The organism is Leptothoe sp. LEGE 181152, assembly GCF_032906605.1.
Classification (GTDB): domain Bacteria; phylum Cyanobacteriota; class Cyanobacteriia; order Phormidesmidales; family Phormidesmidaceae; genus Leptothoe; species Leptothoe turfae.
Window position 1 is genome coordinate 51,581 of the sequence record NZ_JASATU010000062.1, and the last position, 25,175, is coordinate 76,755.

At 47.9% G+C, this 25,175-nt stretch carries 25 protein-coding genes; 8 read left to right on the forward strand and 17 right to left on the reverse strand.

The annotated features are described in order from the left end of the window. Nucleotides 1-86: 86 nt before the first annotated feature. A complete protein-coding gene (locus QGP82_RS27795; RefSeq protein WP_499061639.1) occupies nucleotides 87-2,084 on the reverse strand; it encodes a C1 family peptidase in 1,998 nt (665 codons plus the stop codon). Between the two features lie 677 nt (nucleotides 2,085-2,761). On the opposite strand from QGP82_RS27795, the gene QGP82_RS27800 reads away from it, so the two are divergent. Then, nucleotides 2,762-3,994: an aminotransferase class V-fold PLP-dependent enzyme gene (locus QGP82_RS27800; RefSeq protein WP_499061640.1), complete on the forward strand. Its 1,233-nt coding sequence runs from the start codon at nucleotides 2,762-2,764 to the stop codon at nucleotides 3,992-3,994. Between the two features lie 288 nt (nucleotides 3,995-4,282). On the opposite strand, the gene QGP82_RS27805 is transcribed toward QGP82_RS27800, so the two are convergent. The 5 genes from QGP82_RS27805 to QGP82_RS27825 form a co-directional block, all read right to left on the reverse strand. Further along, the gene (locus QGP82_RS27805) at nucleotides 4,283-4,486 is read right to left on the reverse strand and encodes a hypothetical protein (RefSeq protein WP_499061766.1); all 204 of its coding nucleotides are present in this window, start codon (nucleotides 4,484-4,486) and stop codon (nucleotides 4,283-4,285) included. 258 nt (nucleotides 4,487-4,744) lie between these two features. After that, nucleotides 4,745-5,539, reverse strand: coding sequence for an ADP-ribosylglycohydrolase family protein (locus QGP82_RS27810; protein ID WP_163664632.1), 795 nt, complete (start codon nucleotides 5,537-5,539; stop codon nucleotides 4,745-4,747). 101 nt (nucleotides 5,540-5,640) lie between these two features. Beyond that, nucleotides 5,641-6,615, reverse strand: a complete 975-nt coding sequence (locus QGP82_RS27815) for a glutathione S-transferase family protein (protein ID WP_499061641.1) — start codon at nucleotides 6,613-6,615, stop codon at nucleotides 5,641-5,643. 161 nt (nucleotides 6,616-6,776) lie between these two features. After that, entirely contained in the window at nucleotides 6,777-7,571 is a 795-nt protein-coding gene (locus tag QGP82_RS27820) for a phosphoribosylaminoimidazolesuccinocarboxamide synthase (RefSeq protein ID WP_163664636.1), read from the reverse strand. Nucleotides 7,572-7,799: 228 nt separating this feature from the next. Next, complete coding sequence (locus tag QGP82_RS27825; RefSeq protein ID WP_163664638.1) at nucleotides 7,800-8,486, reverse strand: type 1 glutamine amidotransferase domain-containing protein; 687 nt, start codon at nucleotides 8,484-8,486, stop codon at nucleotides 7,800-7,802. Between the two features lie 215 nt (nucleotides 8,487-8,701). On the opposite strand from QGP82_RS27825, the gene QGP82_RS27830 reads away from it, so the two are divergent. Together QGP82_RS27830 and QGP82_RS27835 are read left to right on the forward strand one after the other, a co-directional pair. After that, a complete protein-coding gene (locus tag QGP82_RS27830) occupies nucleotides 8,702-9,628 on the forward strand; it encodes a LysR family transcriptional regulator (RefSeq protein ID WP_348917968.1) in 927 nt (308 codons plus the stop codon). 70 nt (nucleotides 9,629-9,698) lie between these two features. Then, on the forward strand, nucleotides 9,699-11,177 hold the full coding sequence (locus QGP82_RS27835) for an amidase (protein ID WP_499061642.1): 1,479 nt from the start codon (nucleotides 9,699-9,701) through the stop codon (nucleotides 11,175-11,177). 124 nt (nucleotides 11,178-11,301) lie between these two features. On the opposite strand, the gene QGP82_RS27840 is transcribed toward QGP82_RS27835, so the two are convergent. Next, nucleotides 11,302-11,775 carry an MOSC domain-containing protein gene (locus QGP82_RS27840; protein WP_163702888.1) on the reverse strand — a complete coding sequence of 158 codons (474 nt, stop codon included), beginning with the start codon at nucleotides 11,773-11,775 and terminating at the stop codon, nucleotides 11,302-11,304. Nucleotides 11,776-12,310: 535 nt separating this feature from the next. On the opposite strand from QGP82_RS27840, the gene QGP82_RS27845 reads away from it, so the two are divergent. After that, on the forward strand, nucleotides 12,311-12,529 hold the full coding sequence (locus QGP82_RS27845) for a DUF2811 domain-containing protein (protein ID WP_156828329.1): 219 nt from the start codon (nucleotides 12,311-12,313) through the stop codon (nucleotides 12,527-12,529). 200 nt (nucleotides 12,530-12,729) lie between these two features. Here QGP82_RS27845 and QGP82_RS27850 read toward each other — a convergent pair whose 3' ends face one another. Continuing rightward, entirely contained in the window at nucleotides 12,730-12,873 is a 144-nt protein-coding gene (locus QGP82_RS27850; RefSeq protein ID WP_163664646.1) for a hypothetical protein, read from the reverse strand. A 490-nt stretch (nucleotides 12,874-13,363) separates the two neighbouring features. Here QGP82_RS27850 and QGP82_RS27855 point away from each other — a divergent pair, with 490 nt between their 5' ends. Further along, on the forward strand, nucleotides 13,364-13,846 hold the full coding sequence (locus QGP82_RS27855; RefSeq protein ID WP_163702887.1) for a hypothetical protein: 483 nt from the start codon (nucleotides 13,364-13,366) through the stop codon (nucleotides 13,844-13,846). Between the two features lie 10 nt (nucleotides 13,847-13,856). After that, nucleotides 13,857-14,297 (forward strand): TetR/AcrR family transcriptional regulator, encoded by a 441-nt coding sequence (locus tag QGP82_RS27860; RefSeq protein ID WP_499061643.1) that lies wholly within the window; start codon nucleotides 13,857-13,859, stop codon nucleotides 14,295-14,297. 111 nt (nucleotides 14,298-14,408) lie between these two features. Here the strand turns inward: QGP82_RS27860 and QGP82_RS27865 are convergent, their stop codons facing one another. The 5 genes from QGP82_RS27865 to QGP82_RS27885 form a co-directional block, all read right to left on the reverse strand. Next, nucleotides 14,409-15,593 carry an MFS transporter gene (locus QGP82_RS27865; protein WP_163664652.1) on the reverse strand — a complete coding sequence of 395 codons (1,185 nt, stop codon included), beginning with the start codon at nucleotides 15,591-15,593 and terminating at the stop codon, nucleotides 14,409-14,411. Nucleotides 15,594-15,688: 95 nt separating this feature from the next. Then, the gene (locus QGP82_RS27870; RefSeq protein ID WP_431732022.1) at nucleotides 15,689-15,886 is read right to left on the reverse strand and encodes a Rossmann-fold NAD(P)-binding domain-containing protein; all 198 of its coding nucleotides are present in this window, start codon (nucleotides 15,884-15,886) and stop codon (nucleotides 15,689-15,691) included. A 165-nt stretch (nucleotides 15,887-16,051) separates the two neighbouring features. Then, nucleotides 16,052-16,645 (reverse strand): DUF8737 domain-containing protein, encoded by a 594-nt coding sequence (locus QGP82_RS27875; RefSeq protein WP_499061644.1) that lies wholly within the window; start codon nucleotides 16,643-16,645, stop codon nucleotides 16,052-16,054. 258 nt (nucleotides 16,646-16,903) lie between these two features. Further along, a complete protein-coding gene (locus tag QGP82_RS27880; protein WP_499061645.1) occupies nucleotides 16,904-17,641 on the reverse strand; it encodes an SDR family oxidoreductase in 738 nt (245 codons plus the stop codon). A 176-nt stretch (nucleotides 17,642-17,817) separates the two neighbouring features. Then, the gene (locus QGP82_RS27885) at nucleotides 17,818-18,420 is read right to left on the reverse strand and encodes a TetR/AcrR family transcriptional regulator (RefSeq protein ID WP_499061646.1); all 603 of its coding nucleotides are present in this window, start codon (nucleotides 18,418-18,420) and stop codon (nucleotides 17,818-17,820) included. 138 nt (nucleotides 18,421-18,558) lie between these two features. Between QGP82_RS27885 and QGP82_RS27890 the strand changes: the two genes are divergently transcribed. Further along, nucleotides 18,559-18,846, forward strand: a complete 288-nt coding sequence (locus tag QGP82_RS27890; RefSeq protein ID WP_499061647.1) for a hypothetical protein — start codon at nucleotides 18,559-18,561, stop codon at nucleotides 18,844-18,846. 34 nt (nucleotides 18,847-18,880) lie between these two features. After that, entirely contained in the window at nucleotides 18,881-19,036 is a 156-nt protein-coding gene (locus QGP82_RS27895; protein ID WP_499061648.1) for a hypothetical protein, read from the forward strand. Nucleotides 19,037-19,125: 89 nt separating this feature from the next. Here the strand turns inward: QGP82_RS27895 and QGP82_RS27900 are convergent, their stop codons facing one another. The 4 genes from QGP82_RS27900 to QGP82_RS27915 all read right to left on the reverse strand — a co-directional run bounded on the left by QGP82_RS27900 (nucleotide 19,126) and on the right by QGP82_RS27915 (nucleotide 25,124). Further along, nucleotides 19,126-20,154, reverse strand: a complete 1,029-nt coding sequence (locus QGP82_RS27900; protein ID WP_163702881.1) for a glycosyltransferase family 2 protein — start codon at nucleotides 20,152-20,154, stop codon at nucleotides 19,126-19,128. A 227-nt stretch (nucleotides 20,155-20,381) separates the two neighbouring features. Further along, entirely contained in the window at nucleotides 20,382-21,539 is a 1,158-nt protein-coding gene (locus QGP82_RS27905; protein ID WP_163702880.1) for a glycosyltransferase family 2 protein, read from the reverse strand. Nucleotides 21,540-22,207: 668 nt separating this feature from the next. Then, entirely contained in the window at nucleotides 22,208-23,296 is a 1,089-nt protein-coding gene (locus tag QGP82_RS27910) for a histidine phosphatase family protein (protein ID WP_163667955.1), read from the reverse strand. Beyond that, the gene (locus QGP82_RS27915; RefSeq protein WP_499061649.1) at nucleotides 23,286-25,124 is read right to left on the reverse strand and encodes an ABC transporter ATP-binding protein; all 1,839 of its coding nucleotides are present in this window, start codon (nucleotides 25,122-25,124) and stop codon (nucleotides 23,286-23,288) included. Before QGP82_RS27915 ends, QGP82_RS27910 begins: the two co-directional genes overlap by 11 nt. Nucleotides 25,125-25,175: the final 51 nt, after the last annotated feature.

Below are 25,175 nucleotides of genomic sequence, written 5' to 3' on the forward strand. Positions count from 1 at the left end.
AGGTGTAATCGTTTGGGAAGCACCAGGCTGGGGCTCTAGTAAACGGGCCCTAGCAAACAGAACGTGGGACACCACTGGCGCAAAGCCTACTTGTCCTTTTTCGTTTTAATCGGTGTCGTTAAACGAGTATCAAGACCGTAGTTGCTCACCTCTACCCACTTGGTGGTCAGCAGCGTCCACCAGTGGGTGGCCAGTCCCTGGAGCACATAATCATAGGACAGCCAGCCATAACCTTGCTTGCCCCAGTCAGTTCCCCAGGAGTTTTGAATCAAAAAGGCTCGGCGATCGTCGTCGTAGCCTATCGCCAAAGCCGCATGGCCCGTCACCTGGCTGTTGTTAGGGTCGTGAATTTGCTGCTTGAGGGCGCTGATTTTCTCTGAATCTATCGGACAGACAATATTACCCCCGTTAGTATATGTTTTGCCGTAGGGCTGATCGTAGGTTGCATCGTGGATAAAGCCAAAGACAGCAGGAAAGCCCGAGGCTAGAATCACTTTAATTTGAGACAGTATGATTTGAGCACATTCCAAGGTCGGCTCATTGGGGGACCCAGGATTCTCTGTTATGGGATCCAATCGGAAATATTTAAGTGCCTGATAACTTTGGGCAAAGGCGTAACAGAAGGGGCTGGGCTCTAGATCAAAATCTGGAGAGCTAGAAGTATAGGGCCAGTAGCGCTCTTGGGGAATCCCAAATAGCTGTAGTGCTTTAAAGGTTTGCCGTAGGGAAGCGCCGATATCGGTAAAGTCGGTCATAAATTCGGCGATTTTTTCATCGTCAATGTACTTCTGCAGCTGTGCGGTGGACGTAAACGCGACCTCCATGTCTGCCTTAAGCTGTTGCAAGAGAGCCTGCTGCTTTGCCTCGGAGACAGCCTGGCCGGTCTCGGTTTTGAGGTATCGCCCATATCGTTTCACTGCGTCAGCTCCTAGCTCCCCAGCCCCCAACCGACGAGCAACCTTATATAAAAAGCGAGCGGAGAGATGGCTTGGGGTAAAGGTACCATCTGCTGATGAGCCCTGGGCGTAGCGATTTTGGAAATATTCCACCAGGGATGCAATGGCGCTGCTGGTACAGGCATTCAGGCTCCCTTGGTCCTTGACTGGCGAACACCAGTAGGATAAATCCACGACCCTAGGCAGCTCCAGCAGGATGTCTTCGCCATGGGTAATGCGATTCACCAGATGCCGAGTCAGGGGCAGTTGCAGTTTGATCGTCTTTGACTCCCCAGTAACCGAGTCTGGATCAGTAGTAGGGAGCGGAAACTGACGAATTTTAAGCTTGTCCCCCGATGGTCTAGTGGGTGATATCAAATTTTTGAAGTTGGTGAAGTTGGCTATTAGCTCTGGCTGCTGCATCAGCTCCTTTAGCATTTTTGAATCTGTGAAGTTGGTGAGGTTGGCTATTAGCTCTGGCTGCTGCATCAGCTCCTGTAGTATTGGTGCATTGGAGAGCTTAGCTATCAGCTCCGGTAGCAGGTGAAAAGCATCCTCAATCAGCTTTGAATAGGCTGCTTTTTCCTGTGCTGAAATAGGAGAAAGTTCCTGCAGAGCACCCTCAACCTGTGCCAGCAGCTCATGGTTAAATGCTACGCTTTTTGGCAGATTTGCTAGGCTGCTATCTAAAATCTTGGCGAGGTGCTGGCTGATTTCCGTGTCGATAGGGGGGGCGATGCGATCGCTATTGACCACATCTTTCTGGGCCTGGTAGTCATTCGGTATCACCAACTCAGCATCAAATAACTCTATGTCCGAATCAACATTAGCCAGAATCTGTTTAATGTTGTTTTGAAGATGCTTGATCGATGTGTTCAGCAGCTCATTCGAGCTAGCATCCTTTGTAAACCACTTTTTAAGGGATCTAAAAAATCTCGGGATGAGGTTTTCCTCAGATGGCTCCTGCTGAGTAGCCGCTAAAATTTCTTCATCATTCTGGGTAATTTCCTGCTTGGCCTTTTCCAGGAATCGAATAAACTGCTTGGTCACTTTTACACGGGTTAAAAGCGCCCTCACTTCTTGATTTTCTAGCTGGTAATCCTGGAGACTCTGCCCGTCAGTAATCCAGCCAGTTTTGCGATCGCCCATAGTACTCTTAGCACCCCTAATAGTGTTAGATACGATTGACTTTGCTCAAGTGCGAAAAAATCGTCAAAAAAGTCAGCAGTCAAGCTGCTACTTGGATCAGCCACCAACAGCTTGAGTGACCGTAGGTACCAATCTCTCCTTAAATTTGTAACTTCTTTGTAACTTCCTTGTAACTTCTTCTCCGAAACTACGGACTGATTTTTCGGACATAACTTAGTAAATTATCAAATTATTACCTGATTTCACGATCCGTTATGCTCAATCGCAGCAATTCTCAGTATGAGATCTTGGCATTGAAACTGGCCCCTAAAGCTCGGTTTTCTGAACGAAAAAATGGGCTTTCAATCCCTGGCTGATTTCAAAACAGCTCTGTCTATTGAGGGATAAAACAGTATTCATTGGTACCGTTCATCTGACAAAGTGGAGTGTGGTGGTTGCTCCATCTGTGGTCCACGCTGTTTTGGTGACTCGACATTGATGGCGACGAGTGGATTAGCCTCGCTATGGGACTATTACTGTTATTGCTTGATTGAGCAGACCATCGCCTAACAAATCTGTTGCCATAGAATAATGTAACGCTCTAGCATTGCCTGCACAAGGATTAACATCTCCCTGAGCGAGGCAAGATCATTATAAGCTAATGACTACCTACTGTTGCCTGAGATGAGGAGAGAACTTTGACGCAGTTAGATTCACAGTTTATTAGAAGTCAATTTCCTGCCTTTGCAGAACCGTCATTAGACGGATGGGGCTTTTTTGAAAATGCAGGCGGGTCCTATACATGCCGACAGGTAATTTCCCATCTAAACGACTACTATACACAGACCAAAGTTCAACCTTATTACAATTATCCAGCCGCACAAAAAGCTGGTGCGGCAATGGATGAAGCCTACCGTCAACTAGCTGCATACCTCAATGTTAGCGAAGATGACGTTCATTTTGGCCCATCCACTACCCAGAACCTCTATGTTTTGGCCCATGCCTTCCGGGAGATATGGCACGAGGGGGACGAAATCATCCTCTCTAATCAGGATCATGAGGCCAATGCCGGATTTTGGAGACGTCTTGAAAAAACAGGCATTGTGATTAAGGAATGGCGCATTGCCCCTGAGACAGGTAGGTTGAATCCGGATCATCTGGATACCCTGTTGTCCGATAGAACCAGACTGCTGGCATTTCCCCATTGTTCCAACGTCATTGGCCATACTAATCCGGTCGCAGAGATTGTCTCAAAGGTAAAGACTGCGGATATCTGTGTTGTTGTTGACGGGGTAGCCCATGCCCCCCATGGCCTGCCGGACATTAGGGCTCTGGGGGTCGATATTTATCTGTTTTCCCTATACAAGACATGGGGGCCACATCTCGGTCTCATGACTATTAAAAAAGAGATCATGGATAAATTACCCAACCAGGGACATTCCTTTAATGCACATAGTGCTCGGAAGAAGATGTTGCCAGCTGGTCCGGACCATGCCCAGATTGCTGCTGCTGTTGGTGTAACCCAGTATCTGGATACAGTTTATGAGCATCATTTCTCTGAAGCTGTTAACCATGCAGAAAAGGGACGGCAGCTTAAGAAACTGTTCCAAGAGCATGAGAAAAGCTTGCTAAAACCTCTTCTGGAGTGGCTACGGCAGCGCGACGATATTTCCATTATCGGGCCAGATGATCCAGCGTTGCGCGCGCCCACTGTATCTGTCGTACCCAAAAAGAAATCCATTGATGAGATATGTGCGGTACTAGCAGAAAAGAAACTGATGGTAGGGCAGGGAAATTTTTACAGCATGCGTCCGTTAGCGGAGATGAATATTCCCGTTGATACTGGAGTTTTGCGATTATCATTTCTCCATTACACAATCGAGGATGAGATTAGCCAATTGATTAACGGGCTTGCCGCTGCTTTGGATTAACACGATAAACCTCTCCATTTGCGCATGGGTTAGTCTAATCCGCCACTATCAATGCCAAAGCACATACCCGGCACATAGGATATGGCATCGGAAGCTAACCACTGGGGCGTTGCGGATGTCGACTTGTATGTAGGTGGCTTCGTCGCCCATGGTGCGGCGGGAGAGGTTTGGTCTGGTTTTGGTGTTGGTTAGTTTTTTAAACGGGTGCTCCTGTAGGGGGGGATCTATCGGAACGATTGAATTGGCCTACAGCGCGCGCCCAGGCAAATGCTTGAACAGATATGCTTATTAACGGTGGCTAAGCATATCTGAAAAAAATATTAATGGTCTGGCAAAAAAATGGTTGATCACTGGGCCAAAGATTGTGGACAAAAGCCTGTTCAGTGGAGTAGAGAGCTCTTTTCCAATATTAAAGGCTTCCTTAAGATCCGCTGGTTTGGTTTCATCGAGACGTTCTCGTTCGATGCCGATGTAGCCACGATTGCTATGGATGCTAGACCAGGCGAATTGCTGTTTTACGGTGAGGGGACGGTTAAAAAAAGCCGCGACTGATCAAAAGCTTGATCAATCGCGTATAAAGGAATGCCGTGGTTTTTTAGCTATAGAAAACCCACACCGTGGCAGGCTCGAAAAATTGCTTGCGCGGTGTGCTGCTGACTTTTTGGAGTGCCGACAAGAAATTTGGAACAGTCGATTATCGGTATCTCTGTTTACTGAGGTTGAACGTTATCAGTGTTCATTACCCAAGGATTAAGCGGCTTGTACTTGTAACACCTCTCTTACAAATTCGGTCTGAAACTCGGTGATTAAATCTTGCTGACCTTCATCCAGTAAATCCCACACTAATGTCTGTAGTGATTTTGGCACCTTTGGATAAAAGGCCTCCGCAATACCACCAGCAATGGCGGCCAGGCTTTTAGCATCACCCCCGAGGGCAATGGCTTTGCGAACAGCATCTTCAAAGTCCTTGGAGTACAGGAATGCAGTAATAGCTGCTTCCACAGTGTCTGTTGCTAAGCAGCTGAACTGATAGCTTTGTTGCAACTCTTGGTAAGGTGTCTTAAAGCTATAACCAAAAATACTGGTTAACAGCTGTGAGATGGTCTCCTTTGGAGCCTTTTCTTTGGCTAGAAAGATAGCAGCAGCAGTTGCTTGGGCACCTTTAATGCCGTCAGGATGGTTGTGACTGACCATGGCAGAGCGCTCAGCTTCTTCCATAACCTCTTTAAGATTGTCAAATGCATAGGCGATGGGGGCCGCTCTCAGTGCGCCATCGTTACGACAACTGTAGTAAGGCTTTAGGCCATTTGTCTTAGCCCACTCACTAAAGCTGTTGTTGTACCCTCCCTTTACATCGGGATACCAACTATACCAACGTGTATAGCTTTCTTCGTATTCCCCGCCATAGAGCAAGTAGTCTGCAGTAGCCAGTGTAAAAACTGTGTTTTCTGTCCAGTGGCTATCTGGAGTAATCAGTTCAAAGTCTTGGATTTTGGTGCGTTGATGGGCAGAACCAAACGCATCTCCAAGAATGACTCCGAGCATATCTTAGTTAATTGATTTCCATCGACATTCGCCGCTTCCGCATTCTAACGTATATGTGTTCAAGTGGGATACTGTTACTGATTAAAACCTGAAAATATCCTTTACAACTTGCGTTTGTGAGGCCTCATAAAGTTGATTTCCGGACCTTTGGGAACAATGCTGGTTGGATTAATGGTTTCATGACTTTGGTAATAGTGGCGTTTAATATGTGAGAAATTTACCGTTTGTGCCACACCAGGCATTTGATATAGCTCGCGCACATACCCCCAAAGGTTTGGATAATCCACAATCCGCCGCATGTTGCATTTGAAATGTCCGACATAGACTGGATCAAAGCGCACCAGCGTTGTAAACAATCGCCAGTCAGCTTCGGTAAGCTGATTACCGGTAAGATAGCGCTGATTAGTTAGAATCTCTTCCAGCCAATCAAGGGATTCAAACAGTGGTTTTAAGGCTTCTTCATAGGCTGTCTGGGTAGTGGCAAAGCCGCATTTATACACGCCATTATTGACGGTGTTATAAATACGTTCATTCAAGGTATCAATTTCTTTTCTGAGCGAATCAGGATAGAAATCTCCTGATTTAGCCCCAATTTGATCAAACGCACTGTTAAGCATGCGTATGATGTCTGACGATTCGTTGTTAACAATAGTTTGAGTTTGTTTATCCCATAGGATAGGTACGGTTACCCGCCCAGTATAGTTAGGGTCAGCATGGGTATAGATTTCATGTAAAACCTTAGCATTAAATAAAGAATCGGCAATGACGCCTTCTCCTGGTTCAAAGGTCCAACCATTGTTACCCATAAGCCAATGGACAACAGAGATCGATATGATCTCTTCTAGGCCTTTTAAGGTGTGAAAAATTAGGGTGCGGTGTGCCCAAGGGCAGGCGTAAGAGACATAAAGGTGATAGCGTCCAACTTCTGCCTTAAAGCCACCTGCTCCTCTGGGGCCAGGGGCACCATCAGGTGTAATCCAATTGCGGAATTGAGAGGCCTTACGAACAAAGCGTCCGCCGGTACTACTGGTATCGTACCATTGGTCTTGCCATATGCCATTGACTAATAGTCCCATCGCTATACGCTATTCTGGTAAAGTTCACTGTTTGAAATGTTGACAGTACTTTAGCTTCATAGCTAATAGGCTAAAGCACCCAACGCCTAACATCTGACAGCCAGGCAAAACGGGTATTTTATTCAGCGGTAAGTCCCTAAACACTCATGCTTAGCTTTTATCTAAAATCGTTTCTCTTCTAGCCAGGTTCCGTCGTTGCCTACAATCATATAACGGTAGTTTTGATCGGCAACTTGCCAATAGTCTTCTAGTAGAGCTGTGTCAAAATTCCCAGGGACATTAATTTCAAAATAGCCATTTTCTGGCACCCAGGCAATCCACCAGTCACGGTTTTCATAGCCTATGGATTTCCAGAAGTTAAGCCGGACTCTCTTTTCGGCCATGGCACCGATGGGGAAATTAACCTGTCGCCAGCTTGGTTGTCCCGCGTTGCGTAACAGGCTATCGGCTAGGTTATAGGGCTGGCTGCGACCCTGACTAAGATAGGCCCAGCTGTAGCGCTGCTTTTCGGTCAATAGGATAAACACAGTACAGCCGTCATACACTCCGCGTAGTAAACGGCCCTCATGGGTCATGACCTGGTAGGGAGACAGTCCCATTCCTGGTGCTTTCAGACGTTCTAAATAGTCTTCTTCGGTGAGGTAGTCTCGACTATCAAAGGAGAACAGTGTCTGAAGTACTTGCTGCTTTTGTTCTCCGTCGAGCGTATCAAAAGCTTCTGTTAGAAAGACCTGGCCGTTTTCAATACGTTCAAAAACACGGGCGTTACCCCATGGATAGCTGGTCTGGTTTTGTAGAAATTGGAAATGGGCGGTCATTGTAGGGCGATGCCACTCTACACTACCGACCCAATCGGGGCAGTTGGCCCAGGCTGGGGTTAGCTGAGTCAACCAGCTGATAACAATACCAGCGGTGATGCCAGAAAAGAATAACGTTTTGGATCTGAGGGATACCATCGCCTTTTCCAGATTGGTGAGGCTATTGTAGCCGCCCAATTTTGCCTTAATAGGTGCTAAGTGACACTTTTGCGATAAGAATCTTGATAAAAGTGGAAGGTGATGGAGGATAAGGAGAGTTCAAGGGGAAGAGGGAGTAAGGGGAGGCAGTTGTTTACTCTGTGCGATCGCATCCGACTTTCCATCAGCGTGATGCGATCGCACACCACTCAAAAACTTTTCCAAAGCCTACTTTAACGCCGCCAAAACAGCCTGAGCTGCTGGTTCAGACGAAGCTGGATTTTGACCCGTAATCAAGTTACCGTCCTGCTTAGCAAAAGCTCCCCAGTCTGGGCCGGCTTCAAAGATTGCCCCCAACTCCCGCAGACGAGTTTCTAACAAGAAGGGAACAACCGTGTCTAATGCAACTGCCTTTTCTTCACTGTTGGAAAAGGCAGTGACTACTTTACCCTTGATCAACGGCTCCCCCGCAGAGGTTTTCACATTCACCAATCCAGCAGGCGCATGACAGACAGCTGCAATGATTTTCTCTTCCTCATCAAAGGCTTCAATCAAATTGCTCAGGGTAGAACTGGTTGCAAAGTCCCACATGGTGCCGTGACCACCGGGCATAAAAATAGCGTCATAATCACCTGCATCAACCTGGTCAATAGCCAGGGTATTGGCTAATGCGTTTTGGGCTGCACTATCTGCTATAAAACGCCTTGTATCGTCAGTTTGACTCTCTTCTAGGTGACTTTTTGGATCTAACGGAGCCTGGCCCCCCTGGATAGATGCAAGCGTAACAGTGGCATCAGCATCTAAAAAGGTGTAATAGGGACAGGCCAGTTCTTCTAGCCAGAACCCAGTGGCATGTCCGGTGTCACCTAGTTGGTCGTGGGATGTGAGAACAATCAGAATACGAGGATTAGCCATGGAACGTTGCTCCTAACGAATTTAGAAAATCTGAAAAATTTAGCACAAAGAAATTAATCCGAAAACCCTAAAGCACGCTAAACCAATGCTATTTTGCCTAACTGTCAATACCCGTCGGCATTGTCTTAAAAGCCAGTACTACAGCCCCAGTTGGGTCGAATCGGTCAACTATATGCTTATTGTTGCTCAGACAATATAAAATCGAGTTTAGTTAAATGACCTTTGCTCAGCAGCAACAATATAGATCCATGGGCATTTGGGATGGTGTGTCAGAATTTGTGACCGTGGTGGATGCAGGCAGTTTCTCCGCTGCCGCAAAGCGGCTGGGCGTTTCCACATCCTATGTCAGTCGTCAGGTGGCTGCTCTGGAGGAGCGATTAGGCATTCGGTTATTGGCCCGCTCCACCCGTAAAGTGCGCATGACAGATGCTGGAGCAGAATACTATCGTCGCTGTTCTGAACTGGTGGCAGGGTTAGAAGAAGCCAACCAGGTGGTGGTGGGTGAGACGGCTGAGGTGGTGGGTCGCATTCGTGTATCGGCAGCAGGAGCTTTTGCAGAACGCTATGTGGCCCTCGCTTTGGCAGAGTTTGCTCGACAGCACCCCCAAGTGCACATCGACATCGACTTTAATACCCGTAATATCGACCTGATTGATGAAGGGTTTGACTTTGCCATTCGCTATGGAGTGCTGCAAGATAGCAGTCTGATTGCTCGCAAACTAACCGGGCGCACCCTGGTGGCCTGTGCCAGTCCTGACTATTTACGGGCATGGGGTAAGCCCATCGAGCCTGAGGAACTGCGCGACCATGCTTGTTTAATTGCCAATACCGACCGCTGGCGATTTTCCTACCCTAATGGAGAACGGTTTATCCGGGTATCTGGGGTCTGGCGTAGCAACAATGGACCAGCGTTAGCAGCAGCAGCTGTGATGGGATTAGGCATTGCCTATTCGCCTCGGGTAAATTTGGCGGAAGCTTTAGAGGCTGGACAGGTATTGCCTATTTTGCAAGACTTCTGGGATCGGGATCGCTCTACCTGGATTGTGTATCCCAATCGTCAGCATTTACCTTTGCGGGTACGTCGGGCGATTGATTTTTTGGTGGACTACTTTCGTCAGCGCCAGGAAACACTGGCTGTGTAGTCTAACGCCTACCGTCTTCACCTCCAGGCAATCCTATAATGTGTCCTTTAGCCTATGGAAAATCAATCTAATGAGCGATCTGGTGTTTCTACCTGCCCATAAGCTGGCAAAAATGATTCGGGACGGCAAAATCTCTGCTGTAGCGTTGCTAGAAGCTCATTTAGACCAGATTAATCGATATAATCCTCGGCTGAATGCTATTTGCACTTTGGATGCGGAGGGAGCAAGAAAACAGGCGCAACAAGCAGACGATGCTCTGGCAAAAGGAGAAAATTGGGGACCTTTGCATGGTGTGCCCATGACTGTAAAAGATATTTTTGAAACTGCTGGTCTCCAGACAACGGTGGGCTATCCGCCTCTAAAAGATTATGTTCCCAAGCAGGATGCCACCGTGGTGGCTCGTCTAAGAGCAGCTGGGGCTGTAATTATGGGCAAGTCTAATTTGGCGGAACTAGCGGCAGATTTTCAAAGTACGAATTCTCTTTTCCCTCGGGTGAATAATCCCTGGAATGTTGACTATACAGCTGGAGGGAGTTCAGGCGGCAGTGCGGCGGCGGTGGCAGCCGGATTATCGCCGCTGGAGATTGGTAATGACATTGCTGGATCGGTACGTCAACCCGCTCATTTTTGTGGAGTATATGGGCTAAAGCCAACAGAGCGAAGGATTTCCACAGCAGGTCATATTCCAGAAACACCTGGAATGCCCCACTGCCTGCGGCAAATGCTGACCATAGGGTGCTTTGCCCGTTCCATAGAGGATTTAAGGTTGGGATTCTCCTTGCTAGCAGGTGCCGATCCACGACGCCCAGAGATTCCGCCAGTGCCTTTAGATGTGCCTTCTGGCAAAGAACTCAGTGAGCTAAAAATTGCGTGGATTTATGAATGGCCAGAGATTCCGGTAGCCGCTGAGATTCTTGCAGCGATGCAAACGGTGGTACATACTTTAACAGAAGCTGGAGCCCAGACAGATCAATGGTCACCAGGTGATTTTGATTTGTCTGAGATATGGACGCTGTATGGTCAAATGGCGGCCTATCTTAATAACTACGCCCAACCTAAGGATTGGTATACGATCCGACGCAGTTTAACACTGTTATATCGAACGGCAACCCAGGGCGATCGCAACCTGCGTCAATTAGGTAATTTTGCCAAGTTCTGGCCAGAGCTGTTGCGACCTAGCCTCAAGGGTTACTTTGAAACCCTGACGGAGCGCGATAACTATATTGCTAGGTTGGATGCAGCCTTAGAACCATGGGATGTCTGGCTGATGCCCGTGGCGGCGACAGCAGCCTTTACCCATCGACCTGCCTGGACTGTTGTGGAGGTCAATGGCAAACAATATCCCCACAGTATTGCCAATGGTGCCTATACGATTCCATTTAGCTTAAGTGGCCATCCGGCGGTTGTCATACCCGTGGGGCAAACATCCCAAGGACTACCGGTAGGGGTTCAATTAGTGGGAAAACGTTGGCGAGAGATGGAATTGTTAAGCATTGCCCAAATGTTAGATCAATACATTGGAGAATGTTGGCAACCACCGGGATATTAGATGCCACACCTTGTAAGGTGCCCTATCCATGCACCGAAACCAATGCGGCACAAACGAGGGGGGGCTTTATCAGTGGGTTCTGGTAAGACCCTTAGACAGCCGCAGCCTTGCAGGGCAAATTGTTTTATGTGAGCTGTATGTTATTTCCGACGTGGACAAGACCCGGAGATAAAACGCGGGCATAGAGACGACTGGTACCGGGATGGTGTTTTTGGCTAATGCGGCTGTAGCGACGATCGCTGAAGTAGCGGCTAATGTGGCGGCAGGGGGCGGCATAGTCGGTGATCAGCAGCCGAACTGTATCGCCAAGCTGAAGTTGCATATTCGGTTCAAGTTGTGCCCACGTGAGGCCAGCCACCGTGATATTTTCGCCAGTGCTGCCTGGTGCTATGGGGTGGCCTTCGTTTTGTAAGGTTTGGATGATATCGGCGGACCAGAGGCAAACGGCACGGTCTGGGCCACCGTGATATTTGAGGTTGCGTTGGCGATCGCCGGTGAGACCAGCTGGGGTGATTTGAACTTCGAAAATAGGGCGTTTGGGAGTGCCACCGTCAGAGATGTTGATTTGGACGATTTGACCTGAGGATATTTTTTTCATAGGTATTAGGCAGTGGTCATTGGCATCTACCCCCAAAAATTAACGAAGGTTGGCGTTGAGCCGTATTTATGAAGTGCCAACTTTCGTCCCATGCCACCGAGGTCTATTTGCGTAAATTTGCGACTTTATTTTTCTTAAGAATAGAAGGCGTTTTCCCCAGGGTTTTCCGTGACTTTTCCCCAGTTCACATGGAGTTATCCACAAATTAAGACGAAGATTCAGTGCATTCAGCCCTTTTGTGGAAAATGATGAAGACCGGGGATCGCTCTCAGTTTGTAACGATAATTAACAAAAAAATGGGCTGAACCCTATTGGTGTCGTCAGCCTAAATTTCGAATTAGAACATTCCCAAAACTGACGGACATTGCGAATTCCTAGGGTCTCCTGCACAATGAAACACCACTGCACCAGGCGACCTAGTTGCGTCTTCTTTGTCCTGTGTTCCAAATGTCGTTAGCCCTCCGTGGCACGCTTGGGCAAAGAGTTTGTACTAGGCTCCAGTTTGTTGTGTCTATACATTTATTTCGTTATCTTTATGACTCCAATGACCACAGCTCCAGCCACTGTCAGCCTCATGATCGAGATTCCCGAAACGCTACATCAATCAATGCAGGATTATTTGAGCACCCATGAACTGTGGAGCCAGGAACGGGTGATGCAGGCCGCTCTGTCTCTCTTTCTCATGCAAAATGGTGTGAATCAGCCCCAGGTGAATAAACTCTACCTGAACAGTTTGTTCGGCTGTGCCGCATAGCGGTTGATCGGCTACGTGCTCTTCATCGTGAGTGTCCAATCCGCCCGTGTCCAGTCATCGGTCCTGTCGATGATCTTAGCGTCGGCATCAGCGACTCACTCAGCAGTGCAGAAATTAAGGCTTAACGGCATAAAAGGTCCCTGATCAATTGATCAGGGACCTTTTAGAGTTAATAAAAAAGAGGAGAGTAAACAGCGCGCTTACATTGGTTCAGTAGCAACCTGCTGAATAGTACGCATCAACATAGAGCGCTGACGGTTGCGCGATTGCTGACGATTGGCATGCTTAAGAAGGCGTCCTTTATTCTCAACAGAGGTTAGGGGAGTAACAGGATGTAGTGTCATGGGATTAACTTCCTCAATACAACGTGATGTGTCTAGAAATTGAGGTGCGTTCCTTCGGATGGCAGTGCATAGAAGCTCTGCTGCCTACTTCCATGACCCAACTCACTAGCAAAAGAAGTAGTGAATGGATCACGAACGTTCATTTCTGTATCTATTGTTACCGTTTTTCTAGAAAGTCGTCAAGTGTTCTGGTAAACATTTCTAACTTTAGGCGTCTAAGCTTTAGGTATTTGACCGACGGTGCTGCTCATCATTGCACTGTCAGTCAATATCAAAAAATGTGATTCTTATGGGCGTACTGGGCACTATTGCTCTATGAACAACGGCTGTAACTAATCATTGAAAGTTCTGCCGTTGCTGCTTGAGAGGATGAATCGATCTGCCAGACTTACCCTAAACTCGTAATTTTTCAGATTAAATCTTTCTGAGGATTACTTTCTGAGGATCAGTAACGCCAAAATTACTACTCATACGCACGCATATGGAGAGTATGAAACCCTTACTCACAATTTCTATCGGTGTTGGCTCTGCTTTAGTGTTCTTTGGTTCTGCTACCCAGGCACAGTACGATTCGTTTGAGCCCCCATTGGGTTTTTATGTAGATTATGTTTGTTCCAGTCAAGAGGGATTGGAAGACCTCAATGTCGAGTTGTTTACCACCCAAGGGGGATTATTTCTGACTAGTGACGAGAGAGATTTTCCTCAATTTCTGGGGGTCAGCGACGAGCTGAGTCCCTATGCTGACTACAACGAATTTGGTGAGCCATGGGCATGGGAGTATGAGTTTACTGGCAGTTCAGTAGATGAACAATTATTCTATGATATTGTTCTGTTAGATCAGTGGAACTCTGATGACAGTGAGTATTTGAGAGTAACGCAGTATCCGCCAGAGTTAGATGGAGCACCTCGGGCACCCGTTGTTCTGAATTATGTTTGTGAGGTGACAGGAGCCGGTGTAAATCCTTTCTTGTAGGCTGCTGGCATTGGATTTATTGCATCTTCAGGTATTTTATGAATGTGGGCTGCATGCGGTGGGTGTGGACCGGGTGATTGCTGAGGCGAAAATTGCGAAGACGAGCCTCTATCGCTACTTTCCGTCAAAGGATGCGTTGATTCAGGCGTACTTGGAGCAACGGAATCAGCAGTTTTGGCAGTTGTTGGAGGCATTTTTAGCGAACTGTGACCCTGAGCCCATGGCTCAGCTGGTGGGCATTGTGGATTTCATTGCCCATTTGCTAGAGATGTCTGACTGTCAGGGCTGTCCGTTTTTGCTGACGGCCAGTGAGTTTGCGGATGCAGAGCATTTATCGCGGCAGGTGGTTTTGGAGCATAAGGGGTGTGTGCGATCGCATCACAACCCTAGCCACAGCTGCCAATCTCAACCAGCCCAAAACCCTGGCAGCCCAACTAACAATGGTCATTGACGGCGGCTTTTCCCAAGCCCGATATTTAGGAACTGAGCAGATCGGCCATACTTTTAAGAGTGCTGCCATGGCCTTAATTGCCCAGGCTGTTGCAAAGTCATGCAAGTCGACCTAAACCAGATGCTGACTGCGCAATCGCTTTTGCTGTAACCACAGCACCACCAACAGAGTGAGCAGCACCAGCGGCCAGCTCATCTGATTAAGAAGTTCCCAGTCAAACCGATGAAATATTGGCCCTGCTAGGAATGTAGCTAGAGCGACAAAGCTAAACATAATAAAGTCGTGGATCGCCTGAACTTTTCCTTTCTCCTCAGGTGTATGGGTTTCTGTGAGTAGGGTGGTGGAACCCACGTACATAAAATTCCAACCTAGGCCCAGTAACAATAGGGCAATAGTAAAGTGCCAAAAGCTGGTACCGGATAAATTTAACCCCATACAAGCCAGATTTAGCACTGTTCCAGTCACGATAATTTGCAACGTGCCGAATCGCTTAATCAGCCAGCCCGTCACCAGCGAGGGAGCAAACATGCCAAGCACATGCCACTGAATGACAGAAGCCGTTTGCTCAAAAGAGTAGGTTGCTGCTGCCATGGCCAACGGCGTAGCCGTCATCACAAACGCCATGACACTGAAGCTGACAGTGCTTCCCAGGGTAGCTACCAAAAATTTAGGCTGTCGCATAATCTCGGCCAGCGGTCGTGTGTTCTGGGTATGGTGAGCTGATGTCATTGAAGGAATCTGCAACCCTAATAACAAAAGACTCGTGAATACATGTAGCCCCAGCAATGCCACTAGCGCACCGATGTATAGCTCACTGTTAAACCATCCTTGTGATCCTGTGGCCAACCATGGTCCCAGAATGGCTGCAATGATACCGCCTGCTAACACCCAAGAAATTGCTTGCGATCGAAATGCGCGATCGGCCACATCAGCTGCTGCAAAACGATAGTAACCAAAAAAGCCACCGGAGATACCGAGCACCGTCATGGAGAGGGTAAACAGCCAAAAATTAGCAATGGCGAGACTATAAATACCGACACCCGTACCAACCAGACCGATAAAATTGCCCATCAGAAATCCATTGCGTCGCCCAATTCTCTGCATGAGTAGTGAAGCTGGGATCGTGGCTACCATCATTGCAACTTGGCGTATGGCCAGTGGTAGTGTGGCCAGGGCTTTGTCTGTGGCGAGGGCGTAGCCGATGAGAACAGCAACAGTGACCAAGACCGTATTAATGGTCATGGCCGTCGCCTGACACAAGGCCAGTAGAGCAACCTGGGATTTAGCGGATTTCATGGGGGTGGGTTATGGGTAGGCTTCGAGCCTAGCATGGTTGTCCTTGGAGATCTATTTGTGATCTGTAGTATGGCTATCTATGGGATTGATTTAGGTTAAAACCGTTCTACCCAGGGGCGTAATTCTATTTCCCAGGTCCAGGCGCTGCGGTGTTGTTGCAGAATATGCCAGTAGCTGGTGGCATATTCATCCGGTTCCAGAAATCGATCAGGACTGTCCGCAGATTGTTGTTGCCCTGGTGGCAGGATGGCTCCATCGATAATGACGATGAGCGCTGTTTTGAAATCTGTCATGGTTTTTCCTTGGGGAATATGGGATGTTATATCAAATCCAAACGTATGGCTGCCTCTTGTGGTTACCCTGCGATATCTAGCAGCACAAACCGAAATTCCACATTACGTAGGGGCATCCCTTGTGGATGCCCTGCAATACCAAGAGCCACCAACCGAAATCTCACATTAACGGGAAGCTATCTGTCGCCGCTGTCTAAGCAGCGCATCAATTGCCATAATACTGCTTGCTCCGGTCAAGGGAACGCCAAATAAAGGAATGAGCACAATAGGGAAAGTGGCAATATTCTCCATCAGAGGTACTTGCAATACGGTGAAGGTAAGCCCAGTGCCAACGGCAAGAATAAAATCAAGCTGACCGAACAGGTGGAACGCGATGTACTTTTGGATGCTTTCTTTGCCTAAGAGGATGATAGGGACTAGGAAGCCGACGGCTAAGTCACCGTAGCCAGCGTTGATGACGAAGCGTTCTGGCAAGAGGTTTTGACTGCCGTAAGAGAGAAAGGCAAAGCCTGCGACGATGCGCCATAGGTGGAAGATGACTAATTGTCGGGGAGGTAGGTTGTTGATATAGATGTTCAGTGCTGGGTTGCGGTAGTAGAGGACGACTAGGATAGTGAGGCTGAGGATGACGAGTAGGGCAATGCCGTTGGCAGGGATGTGGGTGAAGAGACCGAGATAACCGGTGATAGCGACGGTGGTGGCCCATATGGAGAGAGAGAGGAAGACTTTTTGTTGGGTATTTTTATGGGTATAATGCATGATGATTGTCCTTTTTTGGGAGTAAGTTCTAAGAGTGTCCTCCCCTTACCGCCAGGGAGCTGTCTTAGGCGGAGGAGGGCGAGTGATGGCGTAAGTTTTCGAGCCTCCTCCCTGGCGGTTCCCCTTTGTTCGGAGAACCCTGCCTGAGGCAAGTGTTTAGCCTTGAAATAAGGTTTCTTTTTAGGAATGGTGCAGTAATGAGTCCTGCTGCTCATAAGAGCTACAAGAGTACTAATGGTGCAGACAATTTCTGAAGTTCTAAAGTGTTGCCCAGCCACCATCAACCAGGATCTCTTCGCCGAGCATGTAGGAAGAATCATCGCTGGCTAAGAACAGAACGGCTTTAGCAACCTCGTCAGGTTTACCAAAGCGACCAATAGGCGTACGTCCTAGCACTTGCGCAGGAACATCTTCAGGCAGATCCATCTTTGACCAGATAGGCGTTTCAATAGGACCAGGGGCGACTGCATTAACCCGAATCTGACGATCTAGCAGTTCTCTGCTGAGGGAACGGGCGAGAGAGCGAACAGCGGCTTTAGAGGCTCCATAGATGCCTTCACCAGGGAGGGCGGTTTGGTCGAGAATAGTGGTTGTCAGAATAATGCTGCTGCCATTGTTCATCAGGGGCTCTAGTTTTTGGACGGTGAAGAAAGCGCCTTTAAAGTTAATGGCAATTTCTTGGTCGAAGTCGGCTTCGGTAACATCGCGGAAGTTGGCACGTTTGGCGATGCCTGCATTGGCAAAGAGAATGTCGAACTGGCCAACGATTTCTTGGACTTGGGTAGCGAGAGAGTCAAGTTCATCGAGGGATTGGACATCGGCTTTGATGCCAGCGACATTGGAGCCAAGAGCAGCAACAGCTTCATCGAGGCGGGTTTGGTTGCGACCGGTGATGATCACCCGTGCGCCTTCGGCAATGAACAGCTTTGCGGTTTCAAAGCCGATGCCAGTGGTGCCGCCAGTGATAACTGCTGTTTTGTTAGTTAAACGTGCCATGGTGATACCTCCAAAGGTGAATAAATATTGACTGGTCGGTCTAGGTTTTTGCAAAAAAATACCCCTCATCCCCCAGCCCCTTCTCTCTCGGGGAGAAGGGGAGTTAGAGAACGTGGATCTTATTCAAAATAAGAAGATCTTCAGTCTTCAAAGCCCTTCTCCCCAGGGAGAGGGATTTAGTGTGAGGGGGGCTCTTCCTCTAAAAGTAGCAACGCGGATTGCACTGCGCCTTTTAGGGTGATGTCGTCTTCCATGACTCTGCCCAGGAGGGCAATGCCCTGGGTGGTGCAAAGTAGCAGGCGAGCCAGGTCCCGTGGGTTTTTGTTGGGGCTTAGCTCTCCGGCTTTTTGGGCGCGGATGAGGGCGCTGCTGAAGGTGTCTTCTAGCTGGTGCAGGTAGCCGCGCATAACTTTGGCGATGGCTTCATCGTCGGTATTGAAGTCGGCGATGTTGGTGCCGAGCATACAGCCGCAGCTACCAGGGCGACCATGCATGGTTTGCCAGTCGAGGAGTAGCTGTTTGATGTTGTTAAGGGCAGAACCCTCTGCTGACAGGCGTTTGCGGATATCTCGCAGCGTAGTATGGGCGTAGTGCTCCAGAGCTTTGAGAAACAGCGATTGCTTGTTGCCAAAGGTGTCGTACAGACTCTTTTTGCCGATACCCATTTGCTTGAGCAATTGTGAGAGGCTAGCGGCTTCGTAGCCGTGCTCCCAAAACACGTCCATGGCCTTGCTAAGGGCGATTTCGGTGTCAAATTGCTTGCTGGGTCCGCGTGTCATGGGTCTGGGTGGTTGACGACCTTGATTTAAGAGTAGCGAACTTAGACTGACTGGTCAAGGTTTATTTTGGATTAAGTTTTAGCGCTTGGCTGGTGTGGGTTTGGTAGAAGGCGGGGATGGTTTCTGGAGATGATCGGTATGACGCAGGATGAGCTGCTGGAGGTGATTGAGGAAGCGGCGAGGACTGGGGCGACGGAGTTGGATTTGTCGGGGGCGGGGTTGACGGAGTTGCCGCTGGAGATTGGGCAGTTGACTCAGTTAGAAATATTGCAGTTAGGTTGGAAACTTTATAAAGGGCAATTGATTCGGACCCAATTGAGTGCGCTACCACCCGAGATTGTCCAGCTGACGAGTCTTCAAACACTAGACCTTAGCAAGAACCAGTTGAGTGCGTTATCCATGAAAATGGGCTGCCTCCCCTTTTAGATGCGGCTAAGAATGAGGGCTGAAAATCATTTGGGTGCCGATTAGTTCTAGTCTCTATGAAGAGAGTGCTATAGCGGAATATCAGACTGCGCATGCTCCGGAGCGGCCTTTGAAAAGTCTTAGTGCTGCTGAGCAAGATCAGGCTTTAGTGGAGATTTGTAAGGAAATTAAGAAGGCTGCTGGTGGTTAGTAATAATCGGGAGCCCCACCCCGGAGCCCCTCCCCGGAGGGGAAGGTTGTCGAGTAGTTGCCTAAGCTCTGATAAGAACAAGCTCCCTTTCACCTAGACAACCGTCTATAACGGTTCGTCAAATACTGATTAAGCCAACGCTCTAAGTAAATCGCGAGTTTCTCCATCCAGCGTACCCGACAGCCCACTGTCAACCGCCGTAGCAACGGCAACAACAAGATTTGATGTCGCTGCTGACCTAAATGTTTAAAACGCAGCATAAAATCCCGATCAATATCCAGAGACCACTTCTTTTGGAAATGAATCAGACTTTCCGCTTCCCAAGCATCACTCCAGCGCAGCATAAAATAGAGCAGATCCGACCAACGACGGGGCATCTCAGGAACATAGGTGACCACTGATGCAGGTTCACAGTAAATTTTGCCACCTGCTTGGGCCACACTGAGACAAAAATCAAGGTGCTCCTGAGAATTCAAGAGATTTTCGTCTAAGGGACCAATGTCGCGAAAGATACTGCGCTTTACCAGCAAACAGCTTAACTCTGCATAGTCGCAGGCACGCTGATGTAGCTGGCGTTGCATCAAAGAAACAGAACGATTAACCAAATGACACTTTTTGTACAAACGACGATGCTCAAATTCGTCACCTGTTTCCACAAAAAATCTGATCTCACCCCCAGCCATCAAAATTCGCTCATGCAATGGCTTGCCAATACACATAAGTGGAGAGACGACGGTAGCATCTGTTTCCTGAGCACATTCTAAAAGCTTCTCTAACCAACCAGGAGAGACATGAATATCGTTATCGATAAAAAGAACATAGTCTGTAGTTGCATGACCTAACCCCAGATTACGAACTTGATTTGGCGAAATAAACCGCTCGGTGCGTAGTAAAGTGAAATCTTTGTCAGCAGCTGATTGAGCTAAGTAATGGCGCAGGTGCTTTGGAGAACCGATATCAATGTATATCAGCTCAAACGGTAGTTTCGTGTATTTGTAAATGCTTTCCAGTGATGGTTGGATATAGCTGAAACGTTCCCGTGGTGCTATGATAAGCGTGACTGATGGTATAGAGAGACGTGTAGCTGTAGCACGTTTAGCAAGAGCTTGTGTTTTCATGTCATAATCTTCTCAAAAAAGAGGTGGAGTTCACAAGTGTATGTCTTGAAGAGATGGTAACTGATGGGACGTCGAGCAATTGCACTCGTTTGTTGCTGAAAAAGAGATTTTATAAAACTCCTAGGCATAGAGGATTATCTCTACCTATTTAGGAGTAAAGTAAACCTTTGAATGGGCTTTTAAGCCAGTATAGGCTGCATCTGCCTAACCTAGGCAAAGTAACCGGTCTAATGGGGCATTAAATGTGGTTGAGATAGTTGCGTAGGATGACTGTGACTATCAAGCACTGACCTATGCAATTTTTTGTGAGGGACAGTCTTATGATTGGGTGAGGGAGATGTAGGGGTTAGCTTTTTTATAGGGGTGTGCCGCAGTTTGGCATGGCGATCTGCAAGTATCTGGTTCAACCACTGTTCTAGCTTTATGACAATGTTTTCTAACCAAGAGACTTTGCGGTTTCCTTGCAGCCGATGTAGCAGTGGGTATAAGAATGTTTGATGGCGACGTTGGCCCAGCTGTCTGTATCGTTGTAAAAAGTACTCGTCCATGTCCAAAGCCCACTTTTGCTGGAAATACATGAGACTTTCTACTTCCCACATATCGCTCCAGCGCAGCATAAAGTACCCTAAATCAGACCAACGATAGGAAATTTCAGGTACATGGGTGACCACTGAAGCCGGTTCACAGAACATTTGCCCATTGGCTCGACTAACGCTTAGGCAAAAGTCTATATCTTCTTGAGTGCCCAATAGTTTTTCATCTAAGCATCCTAATTGTTCAAAAATATCTCGCCTAACCAGTGTGCAGCGCAGTTCTACAAGCTCACAGGCGCGTCGGTAAAGCTGATGCTTGATGGCGGCAGCGGAGCGACTTACCAAAAAACGTTTCTCATAAAGACGCCGCCATATCTGTTCGCCCTGCACATCCATAAAAATCCTGGCCTCACCTCCTGCAAAGTGAATCCGATCATGGAGTGGTTTGCCGATGCAAGTTAAGGGACAGACAGCAGCTGCATTTGTTTCTTTTGCACAACGTAAAAGAGGCTCCAACCAGCCACTCGAAACATGAATATCATTATCGATAAAGACTACATAGTCTGTCGTTATTTGACTAAGACCAAGGTTACGTGCCTGATTTGGTGAGAGAAACTGATCGGAACGTAGGAGGGTGAATCCTCTTTTAGCTGCTTCTCTTGCTAAATATTTTTGAATATGTTTAGGGGAGCCAGCATCTACGTATATGAGCTCAAATGGTATTTTTGTGTGTTGATAGATGCTTTCCAGAGACTTTTGCGTGTAGCCAAAGCGTTCTCGTGGGGCAACCACAATGGTAACGGATGGCTGTAACGCAGTGACGGCAGGCGGTGAGAGAAGTGTAGCAGTCATGGGAACTATCCAGAATTTGGCAGTGAGGACAGTGGGATAGTGCGGTCACGATTGACCGCGGACCTGAGTCCAGATATGCTTTTTTCCTGATGGTATTGAAGCCCCCTGATTAAACTAAGGAGCTACAGACGTTAGTTCAACATTTCGGTAGTGGCACCGAACATCTCTGAGTCAAAATTATGACAGGTGCGACTAAGAATCTAATGAAGTAGACATGAGATTACTTTCATGGAGGTCCATCATCATTGACTGATATAGATCTCTGATTTAGGTGAGTACTAGCTTAGATACTGCTGCGGGGGCATTTCAGCGTTCTTTTGCTACTTACTCCAAATCATAAGGTAATTCTCATCAAGAAAAATCAGTATAAATTGGTATTTTTTGGAAATCTTGTAAAATAAGGCTTTCGCGCTTGATTTAAAATATCGTTATGAATATATAGGATTTTTCGAAGACTGTTGAGAATAAATGTGTATGTATTTTTATATGTCTACAGTGGTCGTATTTTTACTGATTGGATGTGATTAAAGTAAAGTTCCATAGAACTGTAGCTGTGTGCCTCGATAATAGCATTTCTGAGATCTAATCTGCGAGAGATAAGTTTTGAATTTAGTCATGGTTTTGATACTAGTCGATAAACTTGGAGAGACCTACTTCTAAGGGGATGGTTAAATGTTGATGGCTTGGACGATGGGGCGATGGTTTTTGGGATAGTGGATGACGCTAAGGTGACCGGGTGTTAAGGAGAGTTTTGCGCCTTCGTAGGAACGACCACCCAAGGTTTGGATGAGCAGGGTTTGGATACGGTTGGTGGGTGCGATCGCAATCCCCGTAATCAGTTTTTGCTCTGGCTCCAAAGCATCAGCTAAGATCTGTTGCCAATCCTGCAAAAAATCATCTCGGTCATCTATAAACTGAGCTGTTTGAGAATGATGCTGTAACAGCATCGGTAGCCAATACTTTCCGGTCGTATTCGACAGGCAAAAGTCCAACTTGATGGTTGCTAAACGGTGAGCGATTTGTTGACAGGCCTTATCGGTCAGTGAGTCTTCTGGTAGTAACAACAGTCGCAATCCTTCTTTGCCAGCTTTGAGTTTAGGCAGAGTCTCCTTAATCGCTGTCGTCTGATTCAGTTGAGTCAGCTGCACCCCCTGCCCCGAGAACTCCAAAATGCTGATGCCACAGTTAGACTGCTGCAAGCTATGGTGGTGCTCAGGAGATAGCCCAAACGCAGTACTAATTAAGGCATGATTAGTGCCCCCATGGCTAACGATTAAAACAGTTTTGCCTGTGTGATGATGTAAACTATGGGCCCAAAATTTTTGAGCACGCTGATAGAGATCCTTGACTGGAAAATGATAGCTATCATCAGCGGGTAGCTTAAACTCATGGGGCTGCTGTTGCCAACAGTTATAGGTCTCCCGATGGTATTGCCGGACATAGTCGTAGGTGAGACCTTCCCACACAGACAAATCAATTTCTCGGAGATAGCGACTCACGGTAATGGGTTTAGGGCGTTTATCCGCTATCGCTTTGAGAATCTCTCCTGTGGTTTGTTTTGCCCGCAGTAGGGGGCTGGTATACACAGCGTCGATGGTCATGGAGCGGAGATATGCACCCACCTGTTGGGCCGTGGCCACACCCTTGGGGGTGAGTATTGCCTCATCTGAACTGCCCTGATAGCGCCCTTGGTCATTAAAAGAACTGCGACCATGGCGAACTAAAATAATGCGACTAGGGAATGCGTCAGTTCGCATAACTCTTCTCTGTTGAATAACTACCGGATTGCAAACGATACATTTGGGCATAGCGACCCCCTAAGACCATGAGCTGATGGTGAGTCCCCCGTTCTAAAATGCAGCCTTGTTCGATGTAAAGAATTTGGTCTGCATGTTGCACAGTACTAAGGTTATGAGAAATCCAGAAACTGGTTTTACCCTGGGTGAGACGATTTAGCGCTTCGCTAACGAGGCTTTCGCTGGCGCTATCCAGGCCATTGGTGGGCTCATCCAAGATGATAATGGGGGCTCGACGAATGGCAGCTCTGGCAATGGCAATCCGCTGTCGCTGACCGCCGGAGAGAGTGGCCCCCCGCTCTCCAAGAATGGTTTCATAGCCTTCAGGTAGGTGCATAATAAAGTCATGGGCATTGGCCAGACGCGCTGCGGCCTCAATCTCTTCATTACTGGCTCCAATGGCCCCGTAGGCAATGTTGTCGCGAACGCTGGCAGCAAAAAGTACGCTGTCCTGTAGCACAATACTAATTTGCTTGCGGAGAGAGGTGAGGGTGTACTCTCTGAGATCATGGCCGTCGATGTGAACGCCCCCTTCAATAGGATCATAAAACCGTAGCAACAAACTGATGAGGGTAGATTTACCCCCCCCAGACGGGCCGACAATGGCAACCTGTTCTCCAGGCTGAGCTGAAAAGGTGAGGTTGCGCAAAATTCCCTGCTCCGGATTGTAGGCAAAGGTGACATGCTTGCAGTGCACATCACCTCGAAAGACAGGAGCCGGTTTAGCTCCTTTCAGGTCACGCACTTCAGGTTCGGTCTCTAGCAAAGCAATGACTCGTTCACCAGAGGCAACAGCCTTCGCAATTTGACCCGTATATTTGGCTAGCTGTCGCATGGGCTTAAAGGCGACTTTAAGGTAAGTGATAAACACTAACAGGTCCCCTGGTGTAGCACTGCCAGTCAGCACTAGCTGTACCCCACGCCACAACACCAGAGCTTGCACAATGGCAACAAGCGTTTCCACAAGACGTTCCTGTCCTGCTCGCAGACGCTGGGTTTCTGCACTTTCCTTTAGACTTTTACGATTGTTTTTGGCAAAAGACTTCCCCAGAAAATCTTGCAGTGATAATGCTTGCACCACTTTAATAGCTCCAATGGCTTCCGCTGCAGATGCGGCCATGGCTCCTTCCCGTTTACGCTGGGTGCGTGCCACCTTGTGGATTTTTTTTGACATGGTGGTGGTGGTGAGGATAAAGAGAGGGAGGATTGCGATCGCAATCAGCGCCAATTCCCAGTTCAGCCAAAACATCACACCCACCATGCCAATTAAGGTGAGAAAATGTGTGATCAATGGGAGTGCAGCCACCACGGTCACTTCCCGCAGACGTTCGATATCGTAGGTGACACGGGTGATCAGGTCACCACTTTTGGCACGACTATGGAACGACAGTGAGAGCGCTTGGATATGGCTATAGAGCTGTCCGCGGATGTCGGTCATCACATGGGTGGCGGCTACGGCCATGCCAACAGTACTAAAGTAGGCGGCAGCCCCTCGCGCTGCTGAGATCACAATTAGGGCAGCGGCAAGGCCTGTGAGTATTAACAGTGGTGAAATTCCTTCCAGAGCTTCAATGTTGTGACCATGAATATTAAAGCCAGTAGGTAAAATGACCCGATCAAACATCAGCTTTAGGGGCCAGGGCTCCAGCAAGCGCAGACCTGTTTCTGCCAGCAGGGCAAAGAATGCGCCTGTGAGTAGGTGAGCCTGTTTACAGATGTGGGGCCAAAAGCGTTGGGCTATGCGTTTCAAACCGGGTAAGGATGACCTAAAGGATTTTTGTTTAGCCATAATGCTAGGATTGGGGAACTTCCCGTTATGGGGAATATGGATTAAATAATT

Excerpts from the sequence above, each read along its gene's own strand:
- QGP82_RS27795 (WP_499061639.1), bottom strand. The coding sequence starts at position 2,084 with ATGGGCGATCGCAAAACTGGCTGGATTACTGACGGGCAGAGTCTCCAG.
- QGP82_RS27810 (WP_163664632.1), bottom strand. The coding sequence starts at position 5,539 with ATGCTCGGAGTCATTCTTGGAGATGCGTTTGGTTCTGCCCATCAACGC.
- QGP82_RS27815 (WP_499061641.1), bottom strand. The coding sequence starts at position 6,615 with ATGGGACTATTAGTCAATGGCATATGGCAAGACCAATGGTACGATACC.
- QGP82_RS27820 (WP_163664636.1), bottom strand. The coding sequence starts at position 7,571 with ATGGTATCCCTCAGATCCAAAACGTTATTCTTTTCTGGCATCACCGCT.
- QGP82_RS27825 (WP_163664638.1), bottom strand. The coding sequence starts at position 8,486 with ATGGCTAATCCTCGTATTCTGATTGTTCTCACATCCCACGACCAACTA.
- QGP82_RS27830 (WP_348917968.1), top strand. The coding sequence starts at position 8,702 with ATGACCTTTGCTCAGCAGCAACAATATAGATCCATGGGCATTTGGGAT.
- QGP82_RS27835 (WP_499061642.1), top strand. The coding sequence starts at position 9,699 with ATGAGCGATCTGGTGTTTCTACCTGCCCATAAGCTGGCAAAAATGATT.
- QGP82_RS27840 (WP_163702888.1), bottom strand. The coding sequence starts at position 11,775 with ATGAAAAAAATATCCTCAGGTCAAATCGTCCAAATCAACATCTCTGAC.
- QGP82_RS27845 (WP_156828329.1), top strand. The coding sequence starts at position 12,311 with ATGACTCCAATGACCACAGCTCCAGCCACTGTCAGCCTCATGATCGAG.
- QGP82_RS27850 (WP_163664646.1), bottom strand. The coding sequence starts at position 12,873 with ATGACACTACATCCTGTTACTCCCCTAACCTCTGTTGAGAATAAAGGA.
- QGP82_RS27855 (WP_163702887.1), top strand. The coding sequence starts at position 13,364 with ATGAAACCCTTACTCACAATTTCTATCGGTGTTGGCTCTGCTTTAGTG.
- QGP82_RS27865 (WP_163664652.1), bottom strand. The coding sequence starts at position 15,593 with ATGAAATCCGCTAAATCCCAGGTTGCTCTACTGGCCTTGTGTCAGGCG.
- QGP82_RS27870 (WP_431732022.1), bottom strand. The coding sequence starts at position 15,886 with ATGACAGATTTCAAAACAGCGCTCATCGTCATTATCGATGGAGCCATC.
- QGP82_RS27875 (WP_499061644.1), bottom strand. The coding sequence starts at position 16,645 with ATGCATTATACCCATAAAAATACCCAACAAAAAGTCTTCCTCTCTCTC.
- QGP82_RS27880 (WP_499061645.1), bottom strand. The coding sequence starts at position 17,641 with ATGGCACGTTTAACTAACAAAACAGCAGTTATCACTGGCGGCACCACT.
- QGP82_RS27885 (WP_499061646.1), bottom strand. The coding sequence starts at position 18,420 with ATGACACGCGGACCCAGCAAGCAATTTGACACCGAAATCGCCCTTAGC.
- QGP82_RS27890 (WP_499061647.1), top strand. The coding sequence starts at position 18,559 with ATGACGCAGGATGAGCTGCTGGAGGTGATTGAGGAAGCGGCGAGGACT.
- QGP82_RS27900 (WP_163702881.1), bottom strand. The coding sequence starts at position 20,154 with ATGAAAACACAAGCTCTTGCTAAACGTGCTACAGCTACACGTCTCTCT.
- QGP82_RS27905 (WP_163702880.1), bottom strand. The coding sequence starts at position 21,539 with ATGACTGCTACACTTCTCTCACCGCCTGCCGTCACTGCGTTACAGCCA.
- QGP82_RS27910 (WP_163667955.1), bottom strand. The coding sequence starts at position 23,296 with ATGCGAACTGACGCATTCCCTAGTCGCATTATTTTAGTTCGCCATGGT.
- QGP82_RS27915 (WP_499061649.1), bottom strand. The coding sequence starts at position 25,124 with ATGGCTAAACAAAAATCCTTTAGGTCATCCTTACCCGGTTTGAAACGC.